Source organism: Mesorhizobium sp. WSM4809, from assembly GCF_055811655.1.
The window spans coordinates 503975-517194 of sequence record NZ_JBVVQW010000004.1; the positions used below are offsets into that span (position 1 = coordinate 503975).

A 13220-nucleotide genomic window follows, 5' to 3' on the forward strand; every position below is an offset into this window, starting at 1 on the left:
ACAGAGCCCATCATTGACCGAGCGCTTTGCGCAGATGGTTTGTTGACGCTACGGGGTCGCCGCCTCGATGAGCTTGATCTCGTCCCTGCCCAGTCCGTAGAGCTTATAAACCAATGCATCAAGGCGCGCGTCGTCTGTATCGAAGCGAGTTGTGAGCTGGTTTCGCCTCGAAGGTGATTTTTCGTTCGTCAACTCAGCTGCGGTTTCCGCCAATCGCATCGCCAGTCGCTCGACTTCGGCGACCGTGCTTGCGTTCGCTGGCTCCTCAAGGAGTTTCAGCGAGGCAATTGGAAGAGCGCGTACCGTTGTCGGATAAGTGTGGAATCCGCCCCCGGTGCGCACGCCTTCCCCAGTTAAAGTCCAATAGTAATACGCGGAAACCAAGCGGCTGGCCACGAGACCCTGAAGCAGTGCGAGCGAATAGCGAGCGGAGGTGTCGATCTCACTCTGGTCATAAATTCTAGTCGATGAAATGTCGGCGAGCCGATGCGCGCAAAGAATGGTGTGATCGCAGTAGAGTCCAGTCCGGTCCAATGCGGCCTCAATGCGGTGAGTGCCGGTGATGTCCCGAATCATAATTTTGGGCCCCTCGAAGAACCAGGGTGCCCGTGGGCCGTACATCTCGGGCGCCAGTCCCCATTCGACGTACTTTCCATTCCATGTAGCCTGATAGCGATAGAGATCGCGCCCCCCGACTGTCCTGCGACAGGTCGCAGTTGCCTGGGTATTTCGCAGGACATGTTCCTTTCCGAAGCCACCCTTCCGTTTGCTCGACATCTGAGCTCCGTAGTTCACGTGGGTCAATTCGCCGAGCTGGACGCTGAGCCTTCCGATCTTATCGACCAAGCTCGCAACCCCTTCGGTGAAGTCTATGCGGAGCATGGCCTCTGGCAGGGTCTGCAATCGAGCCTGCGCGACTTGGTGCGCAGGCTGTATTGTACCTGGGTGATATGTCGTGGCGGCATCAGACGGTCCATCAATCTGAATGACGTGCCGCAGCCTAGGCGTCCTCTTCTGCACGATCGGGATCATCGTGATCACTGGTACTTTGCCGAAGACCTTGACCGTTCGCAGGTCTGCGACCCGTCGAATTTCTGTTCGAGTTAGAAGATGCTTTCGTGATAGCACCGCGTATTTTTGGATAGCATATGAGTAGGGAATGATCATTCCAATCAGCGCGTTCGGTCGACAGATCTCCAACGCCTTTTCAATGAACAGGACGTAGAGATCCCAATGCCGATCCGCTGACTCAAAGAGCGTGGAAGAATTAATGTAGTCGCGGATGTGGGGTGCCGACTCAAACAGAGTCCACGCGTTTACATAAGGTGGGTTGCCAATCACGGCAGAGAAGCCACCGTCGGCGAACACCTTCGGGAAGGCTTGGTGCCAGTCGAAAACGTTGACGTCGGTCAGCTGATCGTCGTTGAGCAGGTCGAGCTGCACCGTCGTCCTGAAATCCGGCCCAATTAGGGAGTTTCCACAGCGTATGTTGGCGCTCAGATCAGGCAGTGCCCTTTGTCGGAACAGCTCGTACTGCCGCTTTAGCGTGTCACCGGTTTCGTCTTCGAGTACCTTCAACAGCAGCGATAGCTTGGTGACCTCGACAGCCTGGCGGTCAATATCGACACCATAGATGTTACCCAGGAGGATACGCTTCCTCTCATCAATGCTGAGTTTCCAAGCGCCAGACGCAGACTTATATAGCGCCTTTTTGTGCTTCTCCGGCGAATTGGAAACATACCATTTGAGGTGCCAATCCAGCAGAAATTGATAGGCGCCCAACAGGAAAGACCCTGACCCGCAGGCCGGATCAACGACGCGCAGCTTGCTCACATCTGCGGGTGATTTGCCGCGAACCAGCTCCCCGATCGTCTGCTGAGTAATGTAGTCGACGATATACGCCGGCGTGTAGTAGACGCCCCCGGCCTTCTTGACTTCCGGCTTTTCCTCGACAACCGCGCGGCGGCGCCCTGTAATGCGGATCACGCGGCCGAGGAATTGCTCGTAAACTTGGCCGAGAATCTCACTCGGCACCATCGAGAATTCGTAGGGACAGTCGGGATAGTAAAGGTCTCTGATTATCCCCTTGAGCAATTTATCGTCGATTGAAAGAGATGGTGTCAGCGTATCAGGTAGTTCTATGACATCCTTTTCACGCTTGAAGTGAAACAGCCCCGAGTTGTATCGCGCGTCAGCTTCCCGGAACAGGTCGAGGAGCTCGCTGTAAACGTTCTTCTTGGCGGCGGCATCTCTGAGCCGTCCATAGCGCTCAATCCCTCGATCCTCACAGATTCGAAGAAATACGATTCGATCGATCGTGACCTGGACCGCATAGTTGAGATCGCGGGCATTCAGGGCGTTGTTGCGCAAAGCGAGATTGCGGGCCAGTTCGTCACGCCAGCGCTCAATCTCATCAAGAAATGCGGCGTCGACTTCGGTCGTACCCTTCTTTTTTCCGACCTTTCCGGTATCGAACGCGTCGAACGAGCCTTTGTAAACAGCTTGCTTCGAAAAGATGGCGGCGAGTTCTTCCCATCTCTCCGGCAGTTCATCAAAGCGTATCAGCTTGACACGTGCCGTCGAAGCCTTGTCAGTCTTCGTCGGTTGGACCCGGCAGTCGTAAACAGCAATCTCCCGGAAATTTGTCAACAGAGATAGACCAAGCTTCGCCGACCAGCCGTATCGACGAAGTTGGAATGCCGCCTGCGCGTCGTCCTTGATCGAGGCGGAGGGCTTTTTCGCTTCAAGGAAGAACTTTCTGACGCCGCCGACACGGAAGCTGTAATCGGGTGCCTTGTGCAATCCGCCGACCTTGATGGCGTCCTCGTGCACCACATCCTTGTAAGCTTCTGCAAATCCCTGCAGGTTGCCCATATCCCAACCGAGATGCTCAAATAGAGGATCGATAAATTCCTGTCGGGTCTGAGCCTCGTTGTACCGGTGACTGGTATACGCGTCTTCGTGCTGGTGGAAACGTTCGATCAGTTCGAGAACCTTGTCTGGAATCTGCATGCGGCTTACGACCTAGCTGTGAGCTTTCAGGAGGTTGTCCATTCGGCTCCGACCGAGAAAGCTGAGGTTGCCAAAATTTCAGTGATTCTCAGGGTATGAACATTCACAAGAATGCCCGTCTGACGCCGCTGCGTCGAGAGGAGATGCCTGCTACGTTTTGAAGGTCGTACCAAATCTCGAAATCCCTTTGTGATCGTCCAATTTTCGACGTCGGAAACCAACGCTTGGCTACTTTCGACGGTCACTTCCTGCGGAACGATAATGAACAGCGCCTTGTCATCTTGAACGTGGGAGACAGGAGGGGTCGATGCGCGCGGCTACAACGAATCTGCGAGCCGGTTGGCCACCACACGGTCCAGAAGTTCGGCAAAGCGGTTATTATCCTGGGCCATCTTCCAGAAATTTACGAAACGGCAGACGAGCTGAACATTGCCGATCGAATAGTGGCCGTAGCTGTCAATCCGGTCCGGAGAAACGAGCATATCGCTATCGCAATCGTCCTGCCCATGCAGATGCATCGTAAGGCCGGTGATGGCGCATTTCCCCTTCTGCTCCTCGTAGAGGTTGGCAAGATGAGCCTTCATCTCGGCCTCGGAACAAAGGAGTTCCTTGTTCTTCAAGGTTTTGAAGACCTTCTGGCCATTCGAATTCGCAACGGCGCCCGTGATCGAGAGCATGAGGTTTGCGAGAGTGAGCTCATGCAGCGACACGCTCGATCCGAGGGTCTTCCCTTTGTGCGCGCCGAGGCGTTCTTCCCACTTTGGGCGCGAATGCCACGGAGTCAGGTCACCTCCGTCGATGAGCGCCTGTACATAGCCTTTCATATCCGCATTGGCGACGCTGAACATGGCTGCCATTGAGGAGATATAGTCCTTCGCGATGGGATGGATCGTCTTCCATGACAACGGCTTTTTTTTCTTGTCATGGCGGGACCACTTGGTGACGGGCTTCGCGAGCATAACGCTGTCGGGATCGGAGTGATCAAAAACCGGATCGGCACTCGTCGTCTGGGCCCAATAGAGACTATCGCTGTTCTTGTCTCTGTGGAGCCAGAAATCGCCTTCGCTGCGCGTCAGGTCGTTACCTCGATTGAACCAGAGCGTCGCCCGACCTTTGACGTCGGCCTCTGAGTCGTCTTTGGCGGCGTCAGCTTTCGTAACCTCCAGATAGCTATCGTGGTCTTCTGCGCGCCATGGATCAAAATAGGTCTTGCCAAATTCGAGGGCTACGAGGCTCTCGCTGAGGCACCGAGACCAAAGGCTGTTTTCGTTCCCCGTCATGATGACATAGATTTTGCCTGCCAAATCGCTCCCCCAAATATACCCAGTCTTCATGCCTTTTACCGACGGCGTACTGAGGCCTGGTTTAGCCAACCAATCAATTCATGCTAATGTATCTGTTGCTTTTCAAGTCCGCCGTCGTGGGGATCTGCGACAGAACTCAGCCAATCAGTGAGATCACGGCAGCCGGTATTGAGCCTTTGCATTCGCCAGAAAAAACCGAGAGGAGGCCATCAGATCGCCGAAGCGGCGGCAAGCCCATATGCGTCGACCGTCGCTAGACGCTGATGGCATGCACAGTCCCTCCGATCAGGCCGCCATCGGCTGGGCTATCGGCCCGACACCGATCACCGCACCTGTGGTCATCAGCACGATCAGACCGCGCTCGGCTCCGGTCATGTCGAGATAGGCCCGAACCTGCGCGCGGTAGTGGTCGAGTGTCTGGGGATCGGGCGCCACATCGCTCTTCCAATCCACGATGACGACGGGACGGCCTTCAGACGTCAGAGTTAGGGCGTCCGAGATCCCGGCCGTTGCCGTTTCCGCCCCGTCGGCCGCATACGCGGCATAGACGGGAAACTCGGCCAGGAGATCCGGCCGTAAGACCACGATGGCGGGTAGTGCCAGGGTCCGGACAACACAGCCCGCCAGCTCGTCGGCCGACAGTCCTGTAACCGGATCGGCGACCGGGGTCCGGCCGAGGGCACGGATGAGTTCGGCGGCCCGTTCGGCAAGGGCGGCCTCGGCCTCATGGGTTTCGCCGGTCAGCACCTCTTCCATGAGCTTGTGTAGGATCAGTCCGCGTTCGCGGCCTCCCTGAACCAGAACAGCGGCTTCCAGTTCGGGTGGCTGGCCATCAGCCGATCCGGTCCAGATCCTGGCCTCTTCTTCCTGCAGCACGGCTCCCGCGGCGTTCTCATCGCGGCTGGGCGCAAGCCAGATCAGTCGCGCCTGCCGCGCGGCAATGGCTTCGGCTTCCGTGGCGAAGATCGCGCGAGTCTGGGTATTGGCCGCCCCGATGCCAGCCGTCGCGACGTCGGCGGGCAGATGCGAGAGATCCAGGCCGGGGAGTTCGGCCAGCGACAGATCTACGAGACCGATCCACGCGGACTTCGACGGCGTTGTGTCGAGCCGGGGCAGGACGACAAGTTCGCGGGCGCGCGTGGCGGCCACGTACCAGAGCCGTATGCGCTCCCGATCCAGCTCGTCTTTCTCAGTCTGCCGCACGGCTTCGTAACCGTCCGGCGCGACGCCCAAGACCGGGCAATAGAAGGTGTCCGTTTGGCGGTCGGTGATCGCGCTGTCGGGCGCCATGACGCCGGTCATGGTGTTGACCGGAATAACGATCGGCCATTCGAGCCCCTTGGCCGCGTGCATGGTGAAGAGCGCGACGGCTTCTTCCTGTGCGTCGGGCCGGCCCTCGACGGCGCGCGCCTCGTCGGCCCAAGCTGCCGTCATCGCCTCGGCGAAGGCGCGGAGGCCGCGCACAGCGTAGCCGGTCGACAGGCTGAGATAGAGATCGACATTGGCCAGAGCGCGCTCGGCCTGACCACGGTGGCGCTCAAGCAGGAGAGGGCGTACGCGCATCACATCCACGGCCTGAGAGAGCAGCTCGTGCGGTGTCGTGCTGTTGCCGCGCCGGTAGAGGGATTGCAGTCTCTCGATGATCTCGCGTGCGAGCGGGTGCCCGATGGCAGCAGGATCGACGCCAAGGTCGAGGCGCGGAATCCGAGCAGGTTCTTCCTCGGAGCGCGGCAGTCCCCAAACGACGTCCAGCAGCTCTTCTTCCGTGAGGCCGACCAGGGGTCCGCGCAACAGGGCGCCCAGCGCGAGTGTGTCGCGACGATCGGCGAGGACGCGCGTCAGTGCGATCAGGTCCTGAACTTCCTGGCGGCGAAACAGTCCCTTGCCGGCCTGCGTCGCCACCGGAATGCCGCGGCGTTCCAAGGCTTCCTCATAGCGCCACAGATCCTTGCCAGTCGGCGCCAGCAAGGCGATGTCGCCCGGCTGGCAAGGGCGTTCCGCTCCACTGCGCCTGTCGATGATGGCGTAGCTGTCGATCAGCCGGGCGCAGAGATCGGCGATGGCGTCGGCCTCCGCGTCACGCTGCTGCTCGGGGCCGGCCTTGCCGTTTTCGTCGGCGACCGCGATGTCGAGGGCCGCCACGCACAGGCCGTCGCGATCGTCGTGGAACGGGTCCAGGGCGGAGAAGCCTGGCTGCCCTTCAGCCGAGAGCACGGCCTCGAAGCGCTCGTTGACGAAGGTGAGGATCGAGGCACAGGAGCGGAAATTGGTAGAGATCGACAGGAGGCTGTCGGGGTCCTGGGCGCGGAAGGCGTTGCGTGCCTGCACATAAGCACCAACATCGGCGCCCCGGAAGCGATAGATCGCCTGTTTGGGATCGCCGACCAGGAAGAGCGCTCCCGGCCGGATTCGGAACCGCGTCCAGTCGTCATCGCGATCGGGCTCGCCGCACAGCCGCCAGAAGATCTCGGTTTGCAGTGGATCGGTGTCCTGGAACTCATCGACGAGCACATGGGCGAAACGCTGGCCCAGTGCGCGGCGTACGGCGTCATGATCGCGCAGCAAATCGCGCGCGGCGAAAATCAGATCGTCAAAGTCGAGTTGGGCGCTTGCACGCTTGTGGTCGCGATAGCGCTGCAGGATCGGACGCGCTTCTTCGATCAGCGCCTTCAGACCCTGACCTGCCGCAGCCTGAAGAAGCGAAACCCAGGCGTCGCAGCATCCGGTGTAATGGGCGTCGGCGGCGTTGTTCAGCCGGTCGCCGTCGGCCTTGGAGAGACCAGCCTGCTTTGCCGCGGCGAGCCATTTGCCCTTCTTCCGGTAGGAGGCGAAGGCACCAGCCTTGGTGCACAGGCCCGGGTGTGGACGCGAGGTCAGGAGCCGGACGAGGCCCATGGGCGTTGCGGGATCGGAACCGCTTGCCAAGGCGGTTGCCATCTCGGTCAGCCGCTCGACGATCACTACCGTTTCCGGCTCGGCCGCCGACGTGGCGCCCATGAAACCCGCGAAATCCGCCGCGGCCCGCCGGAACGCCTGCAGATGGTCGTCAAGCTGCGAGACGGGCGGAGCCATGAGCGTGCGGCGGCGGCGCAGATTCTCGGCGATCTTGTGGAGGAGCGCCACGGTTTCACCGGGGCTGTGCAACACCATCTCGGCAAGAACGCCGCCCTGGCTGCCGGACAGGCTCTCGCGCAGCCAACCGTCGACAATTTCGAAGAAGGTGAGATCGGCCTGGTTGCGATCCATGACGCTGGCGCCGGGATCGATGTCGGCCTCCGCTGGATAGGGCTTGATCAGACGCTGGCAGAAGCCGTGGATGGTGGAACAGGTGATTTCGTCGATCGCGGCGCTGGCTGCAGCGAGATTGTCGCGTTGGGCCTGGGTCAGCCCATCGGGCAGCGCCACGCGCAGTTCTGTCGCGATCTTGCCAGCCGAGAGGTCGGCGACGAACTCACGGACACGCGACAGCAGCTCACTCGCGGCGAGTTCGGTGAAGGTGACGGCGGCGATGGAACGCGGCGAGACGCCCTCTGCGAGCATGGCGGCGATGCGGCCGGCCATGACGGCTGTCTTGCCCGAACCCGCGCCGGCCTCGACCAGGATCGAACGATCATGAAGGCTGATCGCATCGCGGCGCGCGCCGTCATCCTTCAGCTTCTTGGACAACTTGCTCATTATTCCACCTCCCAGACCTGAGCGACTTCGCCAAGCCGTTCTGTCGCGGCGGCCATCTTGCGTTTGTAATAGGTGGCGCTGGCATTGGCCGGTAAGGCGAAGGCGAGGTCGTCATAATCGCCCCCGGTGTCGGGGCCTTGCAGGGCCGCACCTCCAGCAAGACTGGTCCTTGCCGCGCTGAGATAGCCCGTAATCTCCGCGAGCACGGCCTCGGGATCGTCGAGCTGCAGATCGACGGGCTCGCGCGGGTAGAGCAGCGAGGCGCTGATGGCGACGTCGTCGCCGAGGAGCGCCTTTACGGCGAACGCGTAGAGGCAGCGCTGAAGCTCGCGACCGCCGTTGAGCCGGATGTCACCCCGCGGCGGGCGGCCGGTCTTGTAATCGCGGACAAGCGCGCGCTTACCGTCGCCCGAGATGTCGAGCCGGTCGATATAGCCGGCGATGTTGAAGCCGGTCTCGGGGATCGTGACGGGCGCGCTCGCATCCCACGGCGTCTTTGCGTCGGATTTTGGTGCCGAGCCGCCGAAGGGGACTTCCCCATAAGAGCGCGCGCCGGGCAAGACATCGTCGCCATAGGACAGGGCTCGGCCAGCCATCACGCGGGCATCCTCGAGACTGCGGCCCCAGATGACGGCGGGAGGAAGCGGCCGCGAGCTTTCCCAATCGGCGGCGACCGCTTGCGCGGCACGGGCCACCGCCGCTTCGACGGTCTCCGCACCGGCGGATGCGAGTCCGTCTCCGGCTTCGAGGTCCCTCAGCGCACGGTCGAGAACCATGTGGACAAGATCACCGGTCCCGAGCGCGTCGAGCACGAGCGGTTCGGCGGTGCTGTGCGGTTCGCGCCATCCGAACGCATAGACCCACACGAAGCTGAGAGGATTGCGCAGCAGGCGGCGAAGCGAGCTGGCCGACTGGGTGCGACCAAGGATGGCGAGCACCAGCGGATGGTCCGCGCGCACGAGCCCGTCATGGGGGGTGATCTGGGACTGCCGCCAGTCGCGCCAGCAGCCTTGTGCGCCGATAGATTGCGGATCGGCGGCGAACTCCTGAGGCCGGGCCATGAGGCGGTCGGTCTCACTGAAGGCATGAACCGGCGTCGCGTTGCGGCGAAGGTAGGTTTCATCGCCATGTCCAGCGAGCAGCGGGCTGCGTCCCAGGAGGCGCCCGTCGCTGTCGCGCCGGGCACGAGAGAGGACGACTTCAGCAGCCGTCGTTGCGAGGATCGTCTCGAAGTCGCGGCGGTCGGCGAGATTCACCGGAAGCGGATCGAGCACGGAGGTCGGGATGATGTGGTCCGGGATCAGCCGGTCCTCGGCAAGCCCTCGCGGCCAGCGCGAGGAATTGAGCCCGAGGAGCCGAATGAAGCGGCGGGGCGACGCCGCGAGCGCACTGGCCGGCATCCAGGCGACAGAAACGCACGCTTCCAGTCCGTCGTCCCGTTTCAATGTCTGCAGTGTCGCGTCGATCGAGGCGGCGGGGCCGGCGAGCAACGCCTTGCGCCATATTGCGAGCGCGCGGCCCTTGAGGAAGACGTCACCGATCTCGCTGGCGGCGTCCGGTCCTTTTGCCAACGTCTCGACCGCTGTGCGCAGCGCCGCGGCATGGTCCGTGCCGCCGGGCCAGTCTTCCGGCGTCAGCCGGGCCAGCAAGCGGTTCCAGGCGCCGGTCGTCGAGAGCGGGGCATCTGCCGGCAGGACGCGCAGCCAGCCTTCAGGCAGCACCTCGAAAGGGCCCGTGTCCCGGCACAGTGCCGCGAGGCGCCGTAGGCGCGACTGCGACAATCCGCGAACGACGATGTCGGCCAGCGCCGCAGCCGCCTGCCCCTCGCGGGTGGTCACGGTTCGGACGCCGTGGACGAAATGCAGGTCGATATTGGCGTCGGCGCGCAGGGCCAGGAAATGATCGTCATACTCGGCGGGAGACGTGGTCGCGATGGCGATCTCGGATGGCGACACGCCAGAAGCGAGCAGGCGCCGCGCCCAGCGCATCGCTTCGATGGCCTCGTGATAAGCCGTCGCCGCGCTCACAGCACTGATCTCCGGCGTTTGCGCCGACGCGCGTGAAACGGCAACGCCGGTGCCTTCCAGCCACGCGGGAGCGCTCCTAGGGCCGGCCGTCCACTGCACCGGGATCTGCGCGGTGAGGGCTCGGAGCAACGGCCTCCAGCAGGGCGAGAGTTCGGTCAGGCCGATGATTTCCATCGGACCGATGATAGCCGGCGCATGGCCGACACGGCCGGTCGCCGCGGCGACGATGTCGACAGGGCGCATCATGCCGGCGGGAAGCTGGTCGAGGACCGCAGCTTCCAGGCGTGCGATGGCCTCCAGGCGCGGATGATCGACCGCTCGCGCAGCTAGGTCCATGCCCGCGCGCCACGCCTTGTGCAGGGTACCTGCAACTGCGTCGATCATGCCGGGCAGCGATTTGATGCTCTCCAGTTCGCCCATTGGCGTTGCCGGCAAGACGGCCTGGATCGCGGCGCTTAGGCTTTCATCATCAATCGGCCGGACGAAACCTCCGGCGAGCCGCACCGCCGCCTGCTCGAACGACATGACCTGCAGGCCATGTCGGCGGTCGCGCGCCGCCGCCAGGCGGCCTTCCCGCATGGCGAGGCGGCCGTGAACGACGAGGGTGGATCGGCCCGAGATGGCCATTGGGGGGTCGCCTCCTTTCGAGTCAGTTCTCATTCGGGCGCCGGCCCAGGGCCGGCGCCGCCTCGCGCGTGACTGTTGCGTTGCGATATTTTCTGACGCGCTATTTTGTGAGAAGTCTGTCAAACCCGTTCATGAAGGCTATCTATAGCAGGCAAACACTAGAATTCCGGGCGAGATGCGCTGATGGAATGTAATCCACAAGTTTATCGTTAGAATCGACTGGATATCCGGTTCCAAAGGCGCTGCCAGAAGCCTGGTGCCACCTTGGGCGGAACGGGTTGAGCGGGAGGTTCGGCCATGGGCGGTTGCCCGTAGAAACGAGCTTTGGCGGCGCGATCACGCCGACGCTCGGCGTCCACTTGCTCGTCGCTCCAGGGGCCGGCTTCGACCACCTTGCCGCGGTCGATCACATAGTGCGACCGGCACGGCAACGTCCAGTTGCCGATCGACGGATAAAGCGAAATGGTCTCACCGTCGAACGTCATCTTCCAGTCCGTGGGCGTGAACGGCGTGACAACTTCCTCGCCGCAACCGCAGCAGCAGCTGTGGGCCGATGTCGCATATTCGATCGACACGTACAGCACGCCTGTCCCAAGGCGCTCGGGAATGTGGTCGACGAAACGATGCTCGAGTCGCTTGTGGCGTATCACGTGAGGTCCCCATTGATCAGCATGTTGCCGTCGGTGGTGTAAGTGCAGTGATGCTCGCGCTCGAGGTCTCGGTAGAAGCCGCGGATTTTCTTCCACTTCACCACGGCAAGGACAGCATTGAAGGCGTTGAGATCTGCAACCTGAATGTTGGACGCATAGATGTCTTCCTCGCCCCCACCGGCGAATGAAATGCGCTGAGGCACATGATCCCGTTTCTGAGGCGTGCTGGCGGTCACCCGCAGGATGCCGCCCAGTGATCCTTCGTCGAGCTCAAGGCCCATGCCGACATCGATGAACGCAGCGCCGGTCGCCTCGAGCTTCTCGACGATCAGCCGCTTCGCATCGCTGGCATCGAGCGACAGGAACGCGAAGGTAACGCCGTCGAGAAGGTGCAGGTTATCCGGCCCGAGCGCCACGTCATGCGCCACGATATTGCGATGCATCCGGCTATAGATATCCTTCAGATATTCGACTTTCTTTGGCGCTTGTCGCAGTTCGTCCAGGCTCGGAGCGCCCGGTGCCCGAAACGCGTTGTGGGTCAAGAACTCGTCGCTGTCGAAGAGGCGGATCTCGCGAACCGGCGTCTTGGCGACGAAATCCAGGATGTAGCCGCCAGTGCCGCCGACGCCAATGATGGCAACCCGGTCGCTGGCCAGCCGCTCGGCCAAGGCGCCGATCCCGGCACGGTCAGAGGCGGTCTCGACATAGTTGAAGACGCTGTCTTCCTCTGCTTCAGGCTCACGGATGGTGCGAGCCGTCATGCCGGGGTTCAGCACCCCGGCCGGACCGGCGATGATGTTGGCGTAGCTGGTCATCTTGTGGTGATAGTCGGCGTAGCCCTCGGCCGGTTTGCTTGAGAAGGCATGCGTCGCCTTCAGGCCATGTCCGAGATCGAAGGCGCCGGTTTGGTGCGCGATGGCCTGGATGGGCGACCCGTCGGCGTGACACGGGAAGTCGCCATCCCAGTGGGCAACATGGGTGTCGGGCTTGCGCGTCCGGTCCCCGGCGAGTGTGAGGCTGGAGATCAGGGTGCCAATGCGCAGCTGCCGCCGTGCATCGACATAGGGCACCTCGCGCATGACAAGATATCCACCGCGCTGCTGGACGAAGTAGCCTTCGTCCCTCAGCCGCTTGAGGTCTGGGTTAAGACTGAACAGTGCGTGTGACATTGAACACGGTCCCCTTTTTCTTGACATCGACAGAGCCGCCAGCCCCGAGCTCACCGGCGTGCGGCGTTGATGCCGCGTGGCGGTAGGTCATCGAGAACACAACGTTGGGCTCGTGCTGGCCCGGAAAGGCGAGATGGACGATCTGCTCGAACGTGACCGTGTCGTCGTTCACCGTGCGCGGCCGCGAATTGACGATGATCTCGAACGTTGGCGGCCGCTTCGGCGCGGTGATGAAGCGCTCGATGCCGGGTTCGGCCAGATCGATCAGCTCCCCATGTTCGATCTGGCGATCTTCGCCGCCGGGAACTTCGAGGAAAACGCCTTCGCCCTCGCCAGGTTTGGCCAGACTATAGAGCACCGCGCCGCTGATAACGGGCTTGCCCCAGCGCAGCTCGTCGTCGTTCAAGGTCAGCTTGAAGTCGCGATCCGTCAGGAAGGCAACGAACCGCTCGGCGCCGTGCTCGCGCAGATCGAAGGGTTCGTTCAGCAGCACATCCTCGAAGTCGCCCGAGGGCAGGATAGCGAAGAGGCTGTAGCCGTCCTGAGCGTCCAGGGCGCCGGCCTCGAGCAGCTGACGGCCAAGCGGCACGGGATCGCTCACCTGACGGGACAGGAAGTTGAGATCGCCCTGGGCGAGGAGGAAGCGATATCCCCGCGCCGGACGCAGAGACCGCCCTTCGCGCAGGGCGTCACCGACGTCGTCGTAGTCGAGAAGTTCTTCAGTGTTCATTGCGATTGGTCCTCAGGTTGGGGCCG

General features: G+C 62.0%; 7 protein-coding genes. All 7 read right to left on the reverse strand.

Annotated features, from left to right (window positions below):
* Nucleotides 1–48: 48 nt before the first annotated feature.
* The 7 genes from AC0L24_RS13615 to AC0L24_RS13645 all read right to left on the reverse strand — a co-directional run bounded on the left by AC0L24_RS13615 (nt 49) and on the right by AC0L24_RS13645 (nt 13194).
* Nucleotides 49–3012 (reverse strand): Eco57I restriction-modification methylase domain-containing protein, encoded by a 2964-nt coding sequence (locus AC0L24_RS13615; RefSeq protein WP_473563803.1) that lies wholly within the window; start codon nt 3010–3012, stop codon nt 49–51.
* Between the two features lie 317 nt (nt 3013–3329).
* Entirely contained in the window at nt 3330–4316 is a 987-nt protein-coding gene (locus AC0L24_RS13620) for a hypothetical protein (RefSeq protein WP_473563804.1), read from the reverse strand.
* 285 nt (nt 4317–4601) lie between these two features.
* The gene (locus AC0L24_RS13625) at nt 4602–7991 is read right to left on the reverse strand and encodes a UvrD-helicase domain-containing protein (RefSeq protein ID WP_473563805.1); all 3390 of its coding nucleotides are present in this window, start codon (nt 7989–7991) and stop codon (nt 4602–4604) included.
* On the reverse strand, nt 7991–10645 hold the full coding sequence (locus tag AC0L24_RS13630) for a PD-(D/E)XK nuclease family protein (RefSeq protein WP_473563806.1): 2655 nt from the start codon (nt 10643–10645) through the stop codon (nt 7991–7993). The genes AC0L24_RS13625 and AC0L24_RS13630 overlap by 1 nt, the downstream gene beginning before the upstream one ends.
* Nucleotides 10646–10854: 209 nt before the next feature.
* Complete coding sequence (locus AC0L24_RS13635; protein ID WP_473563807.1) at nt 10855–11295, reverse strand: ubiquitination-like system serine protease family protein; 441 nt, start codon at nt 11293–11295, stop codon at nt 10855–10857.
* On the reverse strand, nt 11292–12464 hold the full coding sequence (locus AC0L24_RS13640) for a ThiF family adenylyltransferase (RefSeq protein WP_473563808.1): 1173 nt from the start codon (nt 12462–12464) through the stop codon (nt 11292–11294). Before AC0L24_RS13640 ends, AC0L24_RS13635 begins: the two co-directional genes overlap by 4 nt.
* Entirely contained in the window at nt 12439–13194 is a 756-nt protein-coding gene (locus AC0L24_RS13645) for a multiubiquitin domain-containing protein (protein WP_473563809.1), read from the reverse strand. Before AC0L24_RS13645 ends, AC0L24_RS13640 begins: the two co-directional genes overlap by 26 nt.
* Nucleotides 13195–13220: the final 26 nt, after the last annotated feature.